This is a genomic window from Fervidicoccus sp. SLHALR4 (assembly GCF_058692745.1).
The window spans coordinates 159,615-178,028 of the sequence record NZ_CP182483.1 but is presented as its reverse complement, the minus strand read 5'-3'; the positions used below and the strand labels follow the sequence as shown (position 1 = coordinate 178,028).

The window sequence follows — 18,414 nt, the reverse complement described above, 5'->3', positions numbered from 1 at the left end:
TCTCAGCCGAAGCGTGCGGAATCTGAATAGAAAGGAAAGCTATCGCTATGAGGATCGTTGCTAAGACATAAATCCTCTTACCCGTTTCCCGCCACCTCCGCGAAGCTCCTATAGCTGTACCCCAGCAGGCTGAGTGCCTGGACAGCGTAGGAAGCCCACGTTGACATGGCTTTGCTGTGAAGCAGTGTGAAAGCCATGGGGGGTCTGTAACCTGACTTGATCATGGCATCTACCAGCGACCTGCTGCTCAGCTCTAGTGAGGTTCTCACGGCCCTAAATGTCTTTCCGTTCGATGCGATGAGCTGAGCAAGCTCTCCAGGCTTCATGCGCCTGTTTATCGATTCGTAGCTGTACCTCGCTTCAGCCGGGTTCGCCTTCAGAGCATCGTAGAGGAGCTTCAGCATCTCCCTCGCCCTCCCGCTGAGGGCAACTGCATAGGAGCTCGAGAGGATAATCAAATCAACCTCCCCCTCTGGGCTCTTGGAAGCAATATCGAGGACGTAGTGCAAGATGCTCGCGAGGATTGCATCCAGCTCTTCTGGATTGGAGGCGTCGAGGTTTGCTATCAGCACTCCTCCTTCTGAAGAGCCTCCCGCCTTTCCTGCACCTGAGTCCTCACCCGAAGAGGTGTAGTCCTTCGAGACCAGCATCTGCTTGCTCAATGATTTCTTCCAGTGGATGGTCTTCAAGGGGTCTCCAGGCTCATATACCTTTACTCCAGCATACTCTCCATAGCTCCTCCTCCGCATTTGCTGAGAGGAAGCGTACTCCGCTATCAGCCTCCCGATCAGTCCTGAGATCCCGGATCCGAGAAGCGATCTCGCCAGCTCTTCAAACTCCTCCTGCGGAATCGCATAAGCCATTCCGGCCTCTTCGAGCCTCATTAGCACGCTCATCGAAAGCTCCTGCGGCACAGATCCCGCTCCCATCCTCCCAAGGGCTTCTCCAGCCCTCTCCAGCAACCTCGATGTCATCGGGAGGGCGTTGAACTCGATTGTCAAAGCTCCAAGGCTCCTGAAGGCGAACCCTGAGGGATCGGAGGCTGAAAGCTCTACGCTCATCCGGTTCACCCCCATGTGCTCAGCGACCTCGCTTAGAACAACAATGCTTCCCGGTTCTGCCTTCTTGATGACCCTTTTCCTCCATGTCTCAGCAATCAGAACTATGCTGCTCCTCGCTTTAACTAGGAAGCCTATTGCTACCTTCGAGCCAGCGTAGACATCGTTTCCTCCGTTGAGCAGCTGCACCTCAGCGTTTCTGAGGGAAAAAGCGTACTGGAAAGCTGCAACTCCTATTACAGCAATGGAAGCAGAGAGGAGGGCGGGGACTACCTGGGGGAATATGAAGGCTGAGAGGGAGCTCAACCCTATAAGCTCGAGGGAGGAGAGCGATGAGGGTCCCAGGAACCCCCTCCCCTCTCTGAACTCAGCGTACTTCCCAGCTGCAGCTGCAGCAGCTATGAATATCGGGGAGAAGTACGGGCTGAGCCCCGAGGAAGCGAGGGAGACCGAGGCTGCGAATGGGAGAGATGCCTGCGGTGTAGCTATGAGGATGGCCAATAGGACTGGTATTGGGAGTGCATACAGGAAATTTCCGCTCGAGTAAGCATAGGCTGCGCACGGAACAGAGACGAGAGCTGTGAGGATCGAGAGGAGGATTTTCTCCCTCCTTTCCACTTTTCTCCTCATCTCGAAGCTGCTAGAGGCCCAGACGAAGCTGAGAGCCGAGGAAGCGCCTAGAGCTGCGAGATATGTCACCAGGAGGGGCCTCCCCCGGCTCCAGCCGTATACCTCCTCCTTCACTGCATCCAGAGCTCCTAGCTGAAGCGCTCCCGTGTAGATGTGCAATCCTTTTGCATTGCTCAGGTTCTCCAGCAGCTCCGTGTTCCCTTCGAGTCCTATGTACTCATTGGAGAAGAATAGCTCCGATGGTATTAGGATGAGCTCCCCTCCCCCCACCTTCCACCCAGCGAGTATGAGGAACCTGCCCATCGGCTCCCCAACATCGTAGAAGCCGTTCCCGTTCTCGTCTATGTATGCATAGCTCGATGTATAGGCTTCAAGAGCATCCGGTTCCTTCCCGGAAGCGATGGCCGTTGCGTTTGGTACTGCTACAGGGATCCTGAGAGATCCTGTCGTCTCCGTCCTTATGACCCACCTGCTCCCCAGAGCTGAGACCTCGTCCAGGACAGGCCCCGAGAGCTCTGCAGGGATCCCGAGGGAGCTCAGAAGCTCTTTCGAGTACCCCTCCGAGTCCCCCAAAACAACGGTGGAGCCGCAGCTCAGCATCCTTTCCACAGCATTCATTTCCTCCTGAGTCATCGGCCTCTCGAGAACCATGACAACTTCGGAGCCGCACTGTATGCCTGTCAGGTTCCGGTCTATCGAAGCGCCCGTCCTCTGCACTAATTCGCTCATCCCCAAGCTCCCCGTGTTCCATGGGCTCAGAGGAGAGCTCGATGGAGCGTAAAGGATCACAGAGAAGGCTGAGAGGGCCAGGACGAAGGAAATGATGAGGGGGATCGCGGGGGCCTTCACCTGAGCTCCTCCTCCGCCTCTCTATAGGAATCCCTCAGCTCCTCCTCCGAGGGCTTCTTCTTGCTATACAAGAACCTTTCATAGGCAAAGAGGAAGGCCTTGAGCTTCTCCGCAGACCCCCCGAGAGCCCTCGCTGCCCTCTCTCCGAACTCCCTCAGCGTTTCGCTGGGGAGAGGGGGAAGGGAATGAGCGGAGAGGATGCGGACGAGCCTCCTGTAGAGCCTTACGGGCTGAGGAATTTCTTTTCTTTCCTTCCCTGCAAGCCTCTCGAGGAAAAGCTGCAGCTTGGTTGAGCTCATGGAGAGGCTCTGCGATGAGGCGCTCGAAAGCGCTAAAAACAGAGCAGCGATCGCAGCTATGAGGACCGGGTTTATAGCGAATACCTGGACGGATGCCTGCTTTTCCTCATATGTCCCGTTCTGCGGTATTATCTCCACAGTGAGGTTCTTCTCTGCAGCTATCGAAAAGAAGCCCAGCTTGAGAGCTATGCTCCGGATCCCCGAGCTCATGTTCCCCACGTAGAGCACCTTCCCCCCTCCCTCCCTCACGAGAACAGTGTAGTTCCCCGGATCCTCCGGGAGGACTAGGTAGAGGGGGATCTCCGAAGAAAGAGAGAGGGAAAGCCTCGGGGCCCCAACCGAAGCCTCCAGCTCTTTACCCATAACTGTGAGGTTGCTCTGGAAGGAAGCTGCTAGGTACTTCCCCCTCGGCTCTACTGAAAAGATCACAATGTAAGCCCCGCTTGGAATACCTCTCGCATCGAGATCATAAACGTTAATTCCAGGGTCAACAGCGAGAGTCTCGTTGAGGAAAATCGTGCTTCTATCCTGGCTCTCTACAAGGATCCTCGAGTACAGCTCCTCGTCTGCTTCCGATTCAATTGAGAGGTTCAGATGCCCTCCCGCTTCAATGCTCTGAGGAGCATAGAATCTCAAAGGAGGCTTTTCCGCTGTGATGTTCAGGGTCCTGTAGACGAGGCCGTACCCCGGGGATCCCCGGACTTCCCCGCTTACAGCTATATAGAGAGATGCAGTGCTCACCTCCGAAGTGAAGTAACCCCTCTCCGTCCCCGGGATATCTATGCTGAACGCATAGCTGCTCGTGTTTTCTCCCACCAGAAAGAGAGATCTCTCGGAGAACCCGCAGCAGAGGAGGGAAACGCTTATGTTGTCAACGTATGTCTCATCCTTGAACATGAGCTCAACTTCCAGGGAGCTCCCTGCCTCCGCTGAGCTTGGAAGGGAAGCACTGAACTCAATTGCGTTTGGGGCCTGAACTCCACTCGTCAGCATGCTCTGTATCGCATCGAATGCGTTGCTCATCCCAGAAATGAGAGCCGAGAGCCTCGCGCTGTAGTAATCCCTCGTTGCTGAATCCTGGATCATGCCTACAAGCTCCTCTGCATATGAAGGGAGCTCCTGCTGCAGCTGGAGCCTCAGCCTGTAGAACCTGTAGAATGTCGCTATGGAGGCGTTTCCTCTCTCAGATGAAGCTACAGAAGCGATCTCGCTCACTTCCCTCAGCATGCTCCACACATCTTCGTGGAGGTACCCCAGGTATTCCGTTGCATTAACGCTGAGAGCCTCATTTGCTATTTCAGCAGCTTTCTCGTAGCTCCCGCTGTGAAGGCTTGAGAGGGCATCGATCAGCATGGAAGCTATTGGAGCGGGGTCGAATCTGTAGCCGTCGGCTGAGCATGCAGCTGGGATGCCAAGGAAGAAGGCCAAGACCGCAATGAATGCGAAGATCCTCCTCATGGAAACACCACTCGCAGCGTATATCCAAGAATCTCCAGAACCCTTACCGCAGCTATTGCCGCGAACACAGCCATCAGGACAGCATCGAGGACCCTGAGATCTGAGTACTTCCTGAAGCTTGGAAGCACAGTAGTTGAAACGAAGTAGATGAGGATCGAAACTGAAACGTATGCATCCGGCCTATCCTCCCCAAGCGCAGCAAGAGCCGAGGAGAAAACGGACTGGAGCAGAGCGTATATGATTATGTCCCTCGCCGCGCTCTTCACCCCTCGATCACCCTGAACTCAGCCCTGTAAACCCCGCCGGCGAACTCCTCTTCAACCCTCTCTAGGCTTACCCCGAGCGTTGATGAGAGATATGCGGGAATGAGGACTTGAACTGGGTTGAGAGGCCTCCACTCTCCGCCGAGCAGCTCTTTCTTCACACCTATAAGCTCCACGGAGACCGATTCCCCAGATTTCTTGACTGAAGCCCTCTCCGAGAAGCCGAGCTCGCTTATGGCCTGCTGCGGATCCCCTCCTTCGGAAGCCACCTCAGAGGGGATTGCCATGTAAGGCGAAGCTTCCGAAACCCCAATGCCTGGCTCGACTTCCCTGCATGAAACGGGCTTCTTGGAGAACACTACGAGGACTCTTCCATCTTTCAAGCAGGCCCTGAGGCTTTCTCCTCCGAGGAGGCCCATGTCCTCATATACCTTGAGTAAAATTGAGGATATGGAGGAACTGTACCGAAGGACTGCTTCGCTCAAGGGATCCCTGTACGTGTATCCTATGGCGGCGAGGACCCCCCCGAAAACTATGGCGGAGAGCGAGACCCCCGCTGCGCTTCCCATACCTGCATAGAGGGAGTAAGCTGCGAATCCAGAGGAAACTGCTATTATCGCTACTCCGAGAGCTACAAGCCTAGCATCCAACTCTGACCACCTGTGCCTTTAGAGAAGAGAAGCCTGCTTGGGGAAAAGCCTCGAAGATCTCCTCCATTCCTCGAATCACTCCTTCGGAACGCTGACGCTCCTCAATGCATCCTGAACTATCTCCTCCTTCTTCCCCTCCGGTATCCCTGGCTTCAGCAGGATCCTGTGGGGAAGTGCGTACTTCGCGAGCATCTTAACATCATCGGGAACAACGTGGTCCCTCCCCTTGATCAAGGCATATGCCTTGCTCAGCCTGTAGAGGAAAATGGGCCCTCTGTGCCCCGGTCCAGCCCTCACCTCCTCCCTCGACCTGATGTAGGAAGCTATGTCCGCTATGTAGTCCACGATCCTCCTGTCCGCGTAGACGAGATCCTTCAATGAGTCCTGGAGCTCTCTGAGCATTTCCCTGCTCATTACAGTCCTGAGCTGCTCTACATTGCTGAGGTAGAGCTCATCCGACCTCCCCACTATCTCAGCCTCTACATCCCTCCCGACATAACCAGATTTTATGATGACCCAGAACCTGTCCAGGAAGCCGAGGGAGATCTCATACACTCCAGCCTCTATTTCCGGAGGGATCATCGTTGCGAAGACGTGGAACGGCCTCTCCAGCTCGAAGGTATCTCCCTCTATGCTAACTCTGTACTCAGCCATGGCCTGGAGGAGGGCAGAGTGCACCCTAGGGGGGATCCTGTTAACATCATCTACTTGGAGGAAGTTGGTGAATACGCTCCCCTTCACTAGCCTCCTGTCGCCGTTCAGAGTGTGTATGTAGAATCCGATCATATCGCTGGGCAGGATGTCCGGGTTTCCATGGACCCTCCTGTAGTCGCTTCCTATCGTCTTAGCGAGAGCCTTCACCGCCAAAGTCTTCCCTATGCCAGGAGGGCCCTCTACGAGCACGTGGCCCCCTGCAACAACTGCTGAGACTATTATCTCCAGCTCCTCCCCCTTCCCCAGGACTATGTTGCCTACCTGCTCTATTATTTCTCCGAGTATGCTGCTCCAGATATCCGCGCTCCTCTTCATCCGAAACAACTCCTCTCCTCTTTTTCTTATCTTTCAACCTTCAAGCAACGAATCAAAATGGGTTCGGAACTAATAAAAATTTATATGGAGTGCAATGCCAGTCTTTCTCACTGCTGAAAGTGATGTGGATTGAGGAAGAGGACTGCTGCAGCTGCACTAGTTTCAATAGCTTTCCTTTCCGCCCTCTTCTACAGAGGGGGCATCCTGTCCTTTCTGGAAATGTTGCTGATGGAGCAGTACAGCTATCTGCTCATTTTATTCCCAACATCAGCCTGGATAATTGCAGATCTCTTGAAGAGGCACTCGACGATGAGGCCTCCGGGGATCCTAAAAGCGTCATCTCTTTTCGGGGGGATCCTCATTGCTTCAGCCTTCCTCCTCCTCTCCAGGATACCCTCTGATCATTCCCTCGAGTTCGAGCTCCTCTCCCTCGCAGTGGCCTCCTCCTCAATAATCATCATTGCATTCAGCGAGTTCGACGGCCTCCTCATTCCAACTGCTATTTTCTTCCTGCTCCTCATCTTGGTTCCTTTGCCCGGATGGGTCTTCGCTCTCTCCCCTACCTCTCTCCTCGATCCAATGGCATCCCTTGCTTCTTCTTTGACAGGCATCCCCACAGTCTCTGAGAAAGGCGTTGTGGGGATCGAAGCTCCTGAGGGAGGCTTGGTACAGATTGCTCCGCAGCTCAACAGCATCGCTGTAATCGCAGCAGCACTCTCAACGCTCCCCCTCATATTCTACCTCGCATTGAGGTCATCTGCTCGGAGGAATGAGAAGATCCTTGCCGTTGCGAAGGCAGTAGCTGCTTCTTTCCTCACAGTTATAGGGGGAACCTTCCTGAGGATCCTCCTCCTATTTGTCCTCGCGAAGAGCGCCGGCTCCGGAGCAGCCTCGCAGCTCTTCCTCTTCACCCCAACCTTTTTCTTCGGGGCCCTAGCCATAATCGCTTCAGTAGCAGTAATGCGGAGCCTCCCTTCGCCTAAGCTGAAGCCCAAGAATGCAGCTCCGCCTTCCGGAAGGGGGGATCTCGCACTGAAGCTCGCCTACCTCTCCCTCGCTATCGTCATCTTTTCTTTTCTTTCACTCCCTGCTCTTAACCTCGGATCTCCCAGCGCAGAGCTCAAACTGGATCCTTCTGAGCTCTTCGGGATTCCCGGAAGCTCTGTAGAAAGCACAAGCCTCAGGCAGCTTGAGCTGGAGTCTCTGCCTACTCCCATGGGAAGCGGAGCCCTCAGCCAGTATGCATCATATGCTGCAGTCATCGATGAAGGTAACGCAACAGTGTACAGCATCATAGAGATCGCTGGAGCGCCGAGCTCATTCATCCCATGGCCCTCAATCCTCTCATCCCGGGGCTTCTATACAGAGCAGCAGTGGGTGGAAGATGAGGGGAACTCCTCGGCATCCTTCATTATTGCAACAAGCTTGAGCTCGAAGGTTGCTCTCGGGTATTCGCACCTTGAGCTGCCTCAGAGCCCGGAAAAAGAATACGTCAGGATAACTCTCATATCCCCCATCACAGGGGAAAACCAGAGCTTTTCTCTGAACGAGATCCGTTCTCTATTGAAAGGCGCTTCCCTGCCCCCGCAGGAGGGTATCCACTACAGAGGAATAGAGGAGATCGCCTACCTCGGAATTTTGATCGCCGTTTTATTCGGGACTGCTGGGCTCGCTCATAGCTTAAGAGGAAGGAGGAGCTCTGAGCTCCCAGTACAAAAGCTTTCTCATTGAAAGATCTCGTCCAAAGTTATAAATTGATGTTCTTCATTAATTCATTGCGGTGCCATAATATTGACTTGTAGCGATTTTACTGTGGTCATACCTACGCTCAACGAGAGGGAGGCAATAGGCCTTGTCTTAGATGAGCTCTTCTCAAAGGGCGTGCCCCCAGAGAGGATCCTCGTTGTTGATGGGCGGAGCAGCGACGGAACTGCCGAGATAGCATCGCAGAAGGGGGTGAAGGTCGTCTTCCAGAAAGGGGAGGGAAAGGCGGATGCCCTGAAGAGCGCCCTCGATCATGTCGATGCTGAGAACATAGTTGTCATGGACGGAGACTATACGTACCCTGCAGATTATGTATGTAGCCTCGTTGAAGCGCTGGTCCAAGGAAACGACCTAGCAATAGGTGTCAGGAAGAACGCAGAGAAGGGTTCTCAGGGCCTCATATACAGATTTGGGAACTGGGCGCTTACCTCTTTCTTCAACGCTTTATTCGGAACGAGGCTCTCCGATGTCCTCAGCGGCATGTATGCTGTGAAGAGGGAAGTGCTCGAGGAGATGTTCTTTGAGAGCAAAGGCTTCGGGATAGAGAGCGAGATAGCGGCCCACGTCGCTTCGAGCGGAGGATCGATAGCGGAGATCCCCATCTCCTACAGGAAGAGGGTCGGTGAGAAGAAGCTCAAGAGCATCCACGGCCTCGGGATAGCGGCAACTATGCTCAGGCTGTCCTGGAGGTACAACCCAGTCTTCTTCATATTCATTCTCGGCTCCCTCATAGCAATTCCGGGGCTGATCCTGGGGGCATACGTTGCGTACAACCTCCTCTTCCTTGGGATAAACTACTACTTCAAGGGGCTCGTGGCCATCTTCCTGACCCTCGCCGGTGTACAGCTCTTCGTTGCAGCTCTCATTTCCCTGTACATGAAGAGGCTTGAGCTGAGGATAATCAAGGCTGTGAGGAAGAAGAGGAGGACATGAGTATTTTAAGAAGAGAGGAGCAGATCGATCCATGATTGGGAGGCGCATGCCTTGAAGAAGATGAACATCATAGTTACCGGAGGCTCAGGATTCATAGGGCATCACCTAGTCAGGTTTCTGAGGAGAAGAGGGCACAGCGTCTACAACATAGACATTGCCTCGGAGATCCCCGAAGAGAGGGTGGACGTGAGGAGCTATGAGGACATGAGGAAGATCTTCTCATCTGTAAAGCCCGATGCCGTTGCTCACCTTGTAGCGGTTGCCTCAGTTCCAGCATGCGAGAAGGAAACAGAGCTTTGCTTCGAGACAAATGTAGGGGGAACTCTCAACGCATCGAGGCTCTGCTCTCACTTCGGGTGCAGGATCGTCTTCGCTTCCAGCTCCGCAGTCTACGGAAACCCTTCGAAGCTCCCGACTCCCGTCTCAAGCCCAGCCAGCCCGGTGAACTTCTACGGCCTCTCAAAGGCCCTGGGAGAGAGCATAGTCCGCTACTATGCTCCTTCATCGCACGTCATCTTCAGGATATTCAATGTTTACGGACCTGAGTGCTACAGGTCCTACGTGGTTCCTGACATCGTGAGGAAGATATTGTCGGGACAGAAACCTGTGAGGCTTCTTGGAACTGGGGAGGAGGCCAGGGACTTCATATACATAGACGATGTCCTCGAGGCATTCAGGATGGCGATCGAGGGGGGAGAAGTCGGGACTTTCAATCTTGGATCTGGAACCTCGCACAAGATAAAGGAAGTTGCCCGGATGATAGCGGAGATAATGGGGAGAAAAGACCTGGAGTTCTCCTTCGAGGGATCTCCGAGGAGCGGGGACTTCAGCATAAACATGGCGGACATAAGCGGTGGAAACGCTCTTCCAGGATGGAGGCCCTCCGTCGAGATATCACAAGGACTGAAGAGCGTCGTCTCCTGGTTCCTCGAAAGCCGCACCGCTTCTTAATCTTTTCTCAGCTTTAAATAGAGATGAACTCCTCCGCAGAATAATCGCTTGGCTTCCCAGCAATCCTCTCTACTTCTCTTTGCTCCTGCTCATCTACAGTCGGCAGCAGCTCGACTAGAGCCTCCAGCAGAGCTCTCTTGATCTCTTCTCTAACAATCCTTCTGAGCTCTTCAGCGCTAAATTCCATACAGCTCGACCAATCATGTTCAATTTAATATATTACCATTTTAGTTTAAAAAACATGACCATATAACGACAGAAGAAACTTTCGACCTCCTCCTCGCCCTGAAGTGCGAGGGTTCTCGAAACCTCTAGAGCGGGAGGTTTGGGGCTACATACTTTTTATTCAGCCTTAGGCCGGGTTTCCAGCCCATTACTCCTATCCCATTGGGACTTGGGGTTATGGTTAGGACAGCATCCCTAATCGTTAAGCCATTCAAGTTGAACGAGATATGCTTTGAAATCCTCTTCAGATTGAAGCTTCTTTACATCTATTTTTTCAACGTATTTTGCTAAGAGTGGCTTTTCATACTGCTTATTCAGCAGTTTAGAGAGCTCATATATTGGATCATCTCTGCACTTAGATCGATCTCCGCCCAATCCTATGCACAACCAAGCTTCATGCATAGGCTGAACAACCGCAACTCTAACCCGTTTTCTTTCCTCTAATTTAAAGTGTTCTAATATTCGATTCGTAGACTCTTCTGTACTCAGCCTTTCGGAGTCAATAATAAAGAGCATTTTCCATGAAGAGGCCCCCACAACTCTAGCTAAAACTTTTCTAGCAAGAGCCTGATTGCAGCCGGTGGTAGGGATTCTGAATATCTTCGAGTTTCTTGACCATTCAATAATATTCAAGGTCTTCAGCTTATCGAGGAGCTTCTTATGGAAATCACTGCCATAGAAATCCTCAACAAAGATCAGCCTCTCATCGCTCAAAATACTACACCACAAAGTCTAGGCTGAAGCTAGGACTCCTCGTATGTCAGCCTATAGAACACGTAGTCACTCAGGGCGATCCCCAACTGCTTGAGTTCCTGATAGAGCTCATCAGGCTTCTCTATTTTCTCAACGTAAGTTCCGCGCTCAGTATCTCTAAAAACTATTAAAACTCTGCTGGGCTCAACTAGGTCTACAACTATTGGGGAATGCGTAGCTACTATAACGGGGATGCTCAAGCTGTTCAATCTATCAACAATATACTCTAGCATCTTAGCATGCATGCTGTTCTCAATCTCATCAGCAAGGAGAATAGAGGGCTCCAGCTCTACAGCAGCCATAATCGCCAAAAGCTTGATAGCCCCATCAGGAATATTTGGGGGTGGCAACTCTAAGCCATTCTCCTCTGCTTCTAGAGCTACTTTGCCCATATAAGAATTAACCTTTATGGAAAACCCGGGGAAGAGCTTTGCCATTGCATCCGAAAAGCTCTCCGGCAAAACCCCACGCATACCCTGCAAAGCAAGCAGAACCGAAGCCAAATTCGTAGCTCGATCATCGAGGCGAAGCTCACCTTGATAAGGTTTAGGCTCCGTCAGTGCACCTATATCTGGGTGGCGAATTAAACCAACTCTTCTCAAAGCTTCATGGATTGTTTCGATTAGTGTTGGAGGCTTAAAGAACTTTAATCTTAAGCCTGTCTCAGTGGGTGGCTCGTCATATTTCTCGTAGTACCCATAGAGAATTGGTATTAGATCAGGTGAAGTCTCGGATGGTATTGGGGTTACTGATGCGCATATACCATGAGATTGCTGGAACACGCATTCTTCTAATGGGAAAAAAATTTTAAAGAAAAGCAGGGGTTCAGGAAAGCTAGCCTCAGCTTCGTATATGTAGCGATTTCCTTCCATCTTATATGTTGATTTGAACCTTTCAGAAAGTTGTTTTAAAATAATTTTATGCGAGAACTTTTCCGGGAGTTTTTCTATTATCTCAGCCTTTGTTTCAACTCTGATGTGGTTCGGTAATACCTCAATAACTTCAAAGCCTGGCCATATCTCTGCATAATATTTGAACGGTACCAGAGTGTCAAGCTGTGGACTGTATCTGAAGTATGTTTTGAATTCAATGGCCTGTCTGTACACATTGCGCTCTTTTCCATTCTCGGTATGGTAGTGCTCTAGCAAAATTCCTATCATAACCACTTTACTCGGATCCCTGCCATATATCAGATCTTTGCCAGACCAATACTTAGGCATATGCGGCGCGTATGGTATTCTTCCAGCGAAATCTATCAGCGCTCTACGAAGGAAATCGAGAGCTTCGAGAACATTTGTCTTGCCCGAGGAGTTCGGACCCACTAACACATTTATTCCTGGCTTCAGCTCGAGCTCCAAGTGCTTTATGCTCTTGAAGTTCTCGATATATAGCTTCTTTACAAAAATTCTATCCTCTTCGACATGTTGCTTTTTGCCTTCGGACATAATCGTTGCCTTCTAGAGCTTTCCACGGTAAATTTCGATGATGAAGGTTATAATATTTTGCTAGCTGATCAATAAAGGTTATTATTAGATTATAACTGAAAGCCTTAGGGTTAATGGGCTGAAGGCCGGGGCTGGAGGTAAATTGAAAGAGATGTACCTCCAAACCAATGAACCGCCCGAAAGGAACCCTCTCCATTCAGGATGTAGAAGAGGTAGAGCATCTTAAGAAGCGATGCATAGGACACGCATTCTCTGGCTGTGGGGCTATATAGATTTAAGAGATACCATGTATTAGTGGTATTGAGGGAGAATGGTTGTCTCGAGAAGTGGTGGTTAAGGTTAAGGTGCCTTCCCATTACGCTGGAGATGTTGAGAAGGATGTTAGGGTAGCTTATGCAATTGACTTATTCCTAAGGGGGGTTGTTAGCGTTGAGCGTGCTGCTGAGCTGGCTGTAATGGGCCTGTATGACTTCCTAGTAGAGCTCCGCAGGAGAGGGATACAAGCCTATCCTTATATCGATGAAGAGCTTCGGGAGGAACTAGAGATTGAGTGATGAGGTGAACAGCTGCTTAGTACTGGATTCCAGCGCTATAATAGCGCTAGCAGAACTGACCTCCTTCCCTCTCTAAAGGGAAAAGCTTCCCTTTAGGAGGTTCAGTTCCCCGCATCTGTTCGTGTTTACATCGTATTCTTTCCATAGGATCGGGGTTAATCCTCATTCTGATTGCAAGGGTTAGGAAACCCTCACCGCCCGACATGCTCGCTCCCTGACTTTATGTAATTTCTTGAACAATCATTAAATTTATAGCAACGCTTAGTTAATCAAACACCATCCTTTATATTTGATGCTGGATTTTGTGTCGAGCGGAATTCAACAATGCCGAGGTAATGTAAAGGCTTGTATTTGGTATCTTGTTTAACAATTCTATGGCTTTTCCCTTTGTTATGATCCCACACTTCTTGGCAAGCTCTATTAACCCTAGTGTGCCTATTGCTTTTACCCCCAGCTTATTGCATACACTTCTGGCATGCTTATCGTCTGTAACTACGTATGTTATATTTTCATGCGATTCTTGTTCTTGCGATATAGCGAGTGCTATAGCAATGGCTTGCGACTCGCCTTTGCCGAGGCTTTTTGGGATATCTATTGGAAGTTCTACCCTTTGTACCTTAACCACCGAAGCATCAGAAATAGGCGGGTTCGTGTTTGCTTTTTGAAATTCATCTACAACAGCCTGGGGTATTATGATGTTCGCATCGCACATCTTTTGTATGCCTTCTAAAAGATCTAAGCTCTCTAATTCTCTAAGAGTTATTATGACAGTAGCGTCAAGTATTAAAGATTTTTTCAACTTCTTCAATATCGCTTACCTCGGCCTCAAAAGGCTTTATGCCTCTCCTTCTCAAATATTCGACGAACCTAGGCAGAGGCTCCCCAGCTATTTCTGCCGCTAACTCCACAGATATCAGTTTTTTCTGGAGCATGCTCACCGCCAGTTCTTTCCGCTTCCTGAGAAGATTCTCCATAACATCGGATTTCTCGGAAAATCCGTAAACTACATAGATGTACAAGAGCAACTCGTCTTCGGACATGACCTTGACAAATTCCGCTATGTCGCTTAAAGCCTTCTTCCTTTTCTCATCTAGCTTCTTCCACGATTCTTCAGCCTCAGCAATACCTCGATCAGTTAAGATGAAGCCATCTTCAGTTTCAGAAACTAGCCCGTTGTTGAGCGCGACTTCCAGCTTGTCGCTGACTTCTTCGCTCCAAGGCCCCATTCTGTATGCCTTAAATCCAAGCGTCTCGCTCAGCTGATCTATGCCTCTAGATGCAATAAAGAGCGCCTTTTGGATGTGCACTTTAGAAGGGAGCTTTCCATTAGCTGCATAAAGAATCAGCAAAACCCAGTTCAACGGGTCAATATCTTCAAGGTCTTTAGTGATCCGTTTTAGCTTCAGCATGAAATCAGAAACATTCACTCTCTTCGGCTTCTTCTCACTCATTACCGGATCACTCCATCTCAACTCAGATTAAATTGCTAGTTTGGTTTTCTTACTATATAAGAATAATGATAAAACTTATTATAACTGTTTACATAGCAAATTAGATAGCAAATATACTTCTTTAGTATGAGGGTACTTATCATGGGCGTAATAGAGGCGAGCCTCATTAAAGAAGGCGATGAGTTGGCAACTCGAGCACTGAAAGTAAGGCATTCGAGAGGTTCTTTTGCAACACCTGCATATGCTGTTAACATAGCTGAATTCGATCGAAACATTATAAAAGAGAGCGACTTACAGGGGATTGCAGAGGTCAGTATATCTTTTACACCAGAGCGTTTAAAAGACTTAAATAAAGATGCTCGTCGTCAACAGCAAATGGAAGATAAAATTAACAGCCTTATGAGTAGAGCACTCCGAAACCAGCTAGTTGTAGGTTTGCCTATTTTGAAGGGTAAAAAAAGACGCGAGCTCAGCTCAAATGAAGCTTTTTCTTATGGTACTTATATTGCAGAACTCATAGCTCACCCAAGAACCGACGTCGTATGTACACCCATATTTCATAGAGTTGCTGAGACAAATGTCGAGGTTCTTATGGAGAATTTTTTAGAGGTTATGACTTCCTATGATGTAGGAGTTGCCTTATCTATACCATATACTATATCCAGAGAGATGTGGGAGAAGCTTTTTGAAATTTACTTGAAGCACTCAAACAGGAATAGTCGGGCCCTTAAGAACTTCCTGTGCGTTGATTACAACGGCTCAAACCCTATGTTAAAATACACGCTTCACAACTATGTTTTAAGGCTTGCAAAGACTCTTCAAGATAGCATAGGCGAACCTGTCATTATATACGGTGCAAATGTAAAGTACGGTAATGTTTTAAAGAAATATGAGGAATTGCCTGCCGAAGACCTTATTTCATACTTTACTCAGACGGATATAATCGGTGAAAATCATAAAGAAAAGGGTCTACCGCAGGAGGTAGCAGAGAAGTCTCGAGCTGATGAGTCGTTATGGAGAGAAAAGCTTCTCAATAGAGAAAGATACACATACATAAACATTGAGAAAATGGTAAATGAACCTAAGCTAGCTATACCCGAAATAAACCACATAGCAGAGCTAATTAAGGAAAACTACAAGTCTTCATATATTAAAAGGAGAGTCAAGCAAATAAACATTAAACACATCCTAGCTGAAACAGGAGTTCTAAAACCACTATTTAGTGGCCAGGGCTGGCAACAATACGAAAATCCAATGCAATACCTCAACAGTAAAGAAATACTGAAAATGGATAAAACAATACTCAAAAGATTAGAGGAATATAACAAAATTCTTAAATCTAAGAATTTAGACGAATACCTATAGTTTTAGCTCAAAGCAAAAAAGTGAAAAACATTAATTTCTGCTTTCTATGCTCTTTCAAAAAAGATGATAATTTAAAGCATTTTTTCCAGAAATAGATTGGTTTTCATGAATTTCTTTCCTTAGCTTGTCAGAATATTTAAAAATATACTTTGTCTTGGCGGGAAGCTACACATCTAAAGCTATCAAAGAGCTTTTAAAAATATGTAAAAAAGATGATTTTTGCTTAATCGGAAAGTTCGAGCATGAAGCCAGATTCTATAGAGCTGACCTTTCTCTACCATAAAGGATGAGGGAGGGCTTCAGGAGCTGGAGAATATAAGGAACTTGGCCCTCGAGAGGACTGCCAAGAAGCTGAGCGTGGCCTCCAGCCACGTGCTGGAGTTCGTTAACTCGCTGAGGATCGAGCTTGGATTCTACGTAGGATCCCTGAACCTCTGGGACAGGCTGAAGCAGCTGGGGATCCCTCTTTCTTTCCCCGAACCACTCCCTCCTGAAAGCAGGGCCCTTCGCTTCAGGGACCTTGTGGAGGCTTCGCTCGCCCTCAGGATGGGAGGGAAGCCTGTAAGCAACAGCCTAGATTCGGGGGGGCCATAATGCTGATCTCCGGCCCGAACAAGGAAGGAAAGACATTCTTCCTCAGCAGCATAGGCCAGGCCCAGCTCATGATGATGGCGGGGATGTTTGTAGCCGCTGAGCACTTCGAATCTTCAGTTTCTTCCGGAATCTTCACGCACTTCAAGACCGAAGAGAGGGCGAATCTGAGCAGGGGGAGGCTCGAGGAGGAGGTCGCGAGGATGAGCGAAATAGCAGAGCATATCAAGAGGGGATCCCTCCTCCTCATGAACGAGTCCTTCTCCTCTACAAACGAGAGGGAGGGCTCGGAAATAGCCCGCGAGGTAATAGTTGCCCTAGCAGAGAGAGGAGTAAGGATAATTTTCGTCACCCACTTCTACGAGCTCCAGAGGTGGCTGATGGAAAGCAGAAAGGACGACGTGCTCTTCCTGAGGGCGGAGAGGAAGGAGGACGGAACGCGCACATACAGGATAATCCCTGGAGCCCCGAAGAAGACCAGCTATGCTGATGAAGTATACTCGAAGATCTTCGGCGAAGAGCTTCCAAAGGCTGAAGCAGCGGAGTGAAAAGATCAAATTTAGCTCAGGCTCTTTGAAGCGTGGCGGGAGCTTTCGCAGTTTGAACAGCCTCCCATAATCTGGCCTCCTCCAATCCTCGAAGGGAGAAGGGCGAAGCTTCCCTTCAAGCGGTTCATTGGTTTGGAAGGGGGAGCGTTGCTCCCGTAGTTTGTCCGAGGAAGACCGTTATGAACCCAGTAGCGCAGATACAGAACGTTGCAGTTCGAAACATGAAGGCGCAGTTGAGGTGAACGGCAGAGTCGTATGCCACACATCTCTCAGAAAAAGCTGATGGCATGAAGTTGTGTGGGACAGAAGAAAGCTCTTTTTTCCATGATGGAGTAGCTCGCTTGGGAAAATTTAACCTTTAATCAGCAGTCTCCAGAAGGCGGTTTGAGAGATTAAAAAAGTGAATAAGGAGTGCCTCCCTATTTGTTAGGGGGGTTTTTTGAAAAAACACGAAACTCTTCCTAAATAAGGGATACTATGCGAAGTATTACCTCAATCAAAGCTACGGACACCAACGCAATTATCGTATATCTTACATAAACTGGCTTGATTTTGTTCATCAGGTATGAACCCGTGAGACCACCAAGCGCTCCAGCCACAATCAGCTCCGGCCAGAGAGGTATGCTGTCAACGTGAAGCAGAGACATGTATGAGAGCAGCCCCGCTAATGATACTGCGAATGCTACAAAGCCAGTTGTGCCGGAGATCTTTTTGGGATCTGGTAAGACATAAGTAAGTGCGACTATTGCAAACGGGCCCGCATCTATTCCAAGAAGGCCCCCCATATACCCTGCCGTGAGACCAAATATCACTGCCAGGACATTCCCTTTCAGGCCTTTCAGCTCGTTTACTTTTCCCGTCATTGAGGTAAGGCGATAAATGGCAAATATCAGGAAGGCAGCAAAGACGCTCAGGTCAAGTATCTTCGGCACATGTATGTTCGTATATGCTCCGAATGGCACCATGATCACTGCTGGCACCAAAATGAGCAGGCCCATTCTCAAATTTATGTTGCGAGCACGGAAATTGTTTGCTGTAGCCACAGACAGCTCAAAAACATTCTGCAGAAGCCCAGCAAGAATCGCAGAGTAGTAAGCCATTCCCAGCGTCACGTAGTTGGGAATGAGCACTCCAGCTGCACCCATCCCGGCAATTGCGAAGATCGAGGAAAGGGCATATGTTAACAGAGATATTATCGCTGAATTCATTGCTATCACCTGCTACCTCCTGCTAATGCTTTAGGCTGTGCTGGATGTGGCCTTTCAGCACCGCTTATCAGGCTAAAAACTAAACCGGCCTTTCTCAAACTGATTTTTTGACTGCTTACCAAGGTTTTTCACTTTTGACCACTTATACTGACTGACTGTATAGTCAAAAACCCTTATAAACTTTACTGACTGGTCAGTACTATCTGACCGACCGATTAGTTTTATGCTGAATTATGAACATTTATCACGGCTTTCAAAAAGCACTTCGCCTGTGGGAGTTAAGGATCTGTAAGAAGTAAATGTGAAGGTTAGAAACTGAGATAAAGCTCTATCTCAGAGCAAGAAGGTATAAAAGCACTGTTCCTGATAATATTGCTTAGCGGTGGCTGT

18 protein-coding genes are annotated in these 18,414 nt (G+C 49.3%); 7 read left to right on the top strand and 11 right to left on the bottom strand.

From position 1 onward, the window contains the following. Positions 1–77 precede the first annotated feature (77 nt). From ACLGLO_RS00970 to ACLGLO_RS00950, 5 genes are all read right to left on the bottom strand, one after another. The gene (locus ACLGLO_RS00970) at positions 78–2,537 is read right to left on the bottom strand and encodes a DUF4350 domain-containing protein (RefSeq protein ID WP_492128550.1); all 2,460 of its coding nucleotides are present in this window, start codon (positions 2,535–2,537) and stop codon (positions 78–80) included. Then, entirely contained in the window at positions 2,534–4,294 is a 1,761-nt protein-coding gene (locus tag ACLGLO_RS00965; protein ID WP_492128549.1) for a DUF4129 domain-containing protein, read from the bottom strand. Before ACLGLO_RS00965 ends, ACLGLO_RS00970 begins: the two co-directional genes overlap by 4 nt. Next, complete coding sequence (locus tag ACLGLO_RS00960; protein WP_492128548.1) at positions 4,291–4,560, bottom strand: hypothetical protein; 270 nt, start codon at positions 4,558–4,560, stop codon at positions 4,291–4,293. Before ACLGLO_RS00960 ends, ACLGLO_RS00965 begins: the two co-directional genes overlap by 4 nt. Then, positions 4,557–5,207 carry a hypothetical protein gene (locus ACLGLO_RS00955; RefSeq protein ID WP_492128547.1) on the bottom strand — a complete coding sequence of 217 codons (651 nt, stop codon included), beginning with the start codon at positions 5,205–5,207 and terminating at the stop codon, positions 4,557–4,559. Before ACLGLO_RS00955 ends, ACLGLO_RS00960 begins: the two co-directional genes overlap by 4 nt. A gap of 75 nt (positions 5,208–5,282) precedes the next feature. Then, positions 5,283–6,236 carry an AAA family ATPase gene (locus tag ACLGLO_RS00950; protein ID WP_492128546.1) on the bottom strand — a complete coding sequence of 318 codons (954 nt, stop codon included), beginning with the start codon at positions 6,234–6,236 and terminating at the stop codon, positions 5,283–5,285. A 129-nt stretch (positions 6,237–6,365) separates the two neighbouring features. Between ACLGLO_RS00950 and ACLGLO_RS00945 the strand changes: the two genes are divergently transcribed. Genes ACLGLO_RS00945 through ACLGLO_RS00935 form a run of 3 tightly spaced genes read left to right on the top strand, consistent with a single transcriptional unit; the run spans position 6,366 to position 9,884 of the window. Continuing rightward, entirely contained in the window at positions 6,366–7,967 is a 1,602-nt protein-coding gene (locus tag ACLGLO_RS00945) for a hypothetical protein (protein WP_492128545.1), read from the top strand. A 60-nt stretch (positions 7,968–8,027) separates the two neighbouring features. After that, complete coding sequence (locus ACLGLO_RS00940; RefSeq protein ID WP_492128544.1) at positions 8,028–8,933, top strand: glycosyltransferase family 2 protein; 906 nt, start codon at positions 8,028–8,030, stop codon at positions 8,931–8,933. Between the two features lie 60 nt (positions 8,934–8,993). Further along, positions 8,994–9,884 (top strand): NAD-dependent epimerase/dehydratase family protein, encoded by an 891-nt coding sequence (locus tag ACLGLO_RS00935; RefSeq protein ID WP_492129096.1) that lies wholly within the window; start codon positions 8,994–8,996, stop codon positions 9,882–9,884. Between the two features lie 13 nt (positions 9,885–9,897). Here ACLGLO_RS00935 and ACLGLO_RS00930 read toward each other — a convergent pair whose 3' ends face one another. The 3 genes from ACLGLO_RS00930 to ACLGLO_RS00920 form a co-directional block, all read right to left on the bottom strand. Beyond that, positions 9,898–10,071 (bottom strand): hypothetical protein, encoded by a 174-nt coding sequence (locus tag ACLGLO_RS00930; RefSeq protein ID WP_492128543.1) that lies wholly within the window; start codon positions 10,069–10,071, stop codon positions 9,898–9,900. A 233-nt stretch (positions 10,072–10,304) separates the two neighbouring features. Then, positions 10,305–10,823 carry a hypothetical protein gene (locus ACLGLO_RS00925; protein ID WP_492128542.1) on the bottom strand — a complete coding sequence of 173 codons (519 nt, stop codon included), beginning with the start codon at positions 10,821–10,823 and terminating at the stop codon, positions 10,305–10,307. Positions 10,824–10,852: 29 nt separating this feature from the next. Next, complete coding sequence (locus ACLGLO_RS00920) at positions 10,853–12,307, bottom strand: AAA family ATPase (RefSeq protein WP_492128541.1); 1,455 nt, start codon at positions 12,305–12,307, stop codon at positions 10,853–10,855. A 314-nt stretch (positions 12,308–12,621) separates the two neighbouring features. On the opposite strand from ACLGLO_RS00920, the gene ACLGLO_RS00915 reads away from it, so the two are divergent. Next, a complete protein-coding gene (locus ACLGLO_RS00915) occupies positions 12,622–12,861 on the top strand; it encodes a UPF0175 family protein (protein ID WP_492128540.1) in 240 nt (79 codons plus the stop codon). Positions 12,862–13,144: 283 nt separating this feature from the next. Here ACLGLO_RS00915 and ACLGLO_RS00910 read toward each other — a convergent pair whose 3' ends face one another. Both ACLGLO_RS00910 and ACLGLO_RS00905 read right to left on the bottom strand, forming a co-directional pair. Next, positions 13,145–13,669: a PIN domain-containing protein gene (locus ACLGLO_RS00910; protein WP_492128539.1), complete on the bottom strand. Its 525-nt coding sequence runs from the start codon at positions 13,667–13,669 to the stop codon at positions 13,145–13,147. Continuing rightward, positions 13,638–14,270 carry a hypothetical protein gene (locus ACLGLO_RS00905; protein ID WP_492128538.1) on the bottom strand — a complete coding sequence of 211 codons (633 nt, stop codon included), beginning with the start codon at positions 14,268–14,270 and terminating at the stop codon, positions 13,638–13,640. The genes ACLGLO_RS00910 and ACLGLO_RS00905 overlap by 32 nt, the downstream gene beginning before the upstream one ends. 183 nt (positions 14,271–14,453) lie before the next feature. Here ACLGLO_RS00905 and ACLGLO_RS00900 point away from each other — a divergent pair, with 183 nt between their 5' ends. The 3 genes from ACLGLO_RS00900 (at position 14,454) to ACLGLO_RS00890 (ending at position 16,816) form a co-directional block, all read left to right on the top strand. Continuing rightward, the gene (locus tag ACLGLO_RS00900; protein ID WP_492128537.1) at positions 14,454–15,677 is read left to right on the top strand and encodes a hypothetical protein; all 1,224 of its coding nucleotides are present in this window, start codon (positions 14,454–14,456) and stop codon (positions 15,675–15,677) included. 279 nt (positions 15,678–15,956) lie between these two features. Beyond that, complete coding sequence (locus tag ACLGLO_RS00895) at positions 15,957–16,271, top strand: hypothetical protein (protein WP_492129095.1); 315 nt, start codon at positions 15,957–15,959, stop codon at positions 16,269–16,271. After that, positions 16,271–16,816, top strand: coding sequence for a MutS-related protein (locus tag ACLGLO_RS00890; RefSeq protein ID WP_492128536.1), 546 nt, complete (start codon positions 16,271–16,273; stop codon positions 16,814–16,816). The genes ACLGLO_RS00895 and ACLGLO_RS00890 overlap by 1 nt, the downstream gene beginning before the upstream one ends. A 461-nt stretch (positions 16,817–17,277) precedes the next feature. Here the strand turns inward: ACLGLO_RS00890 and ACLGLO_RS00885 are convergent, their stop codons facing one another. Continuing rightward, positions 17,278–18,024: a sulfite exporter TauE/SafE family protein gene (locus ACLGLO_RS00885; RefSeq protein WP_492128535.1), complete on the bottom strand. Its 747-nt coding sequence runs from the start codon at positions 18,022–18,024 to the stop codon at positions 17,278–17,280. Between the last annotated feature and the right edge of the window lie 390 nt (positions 18,025–18,414).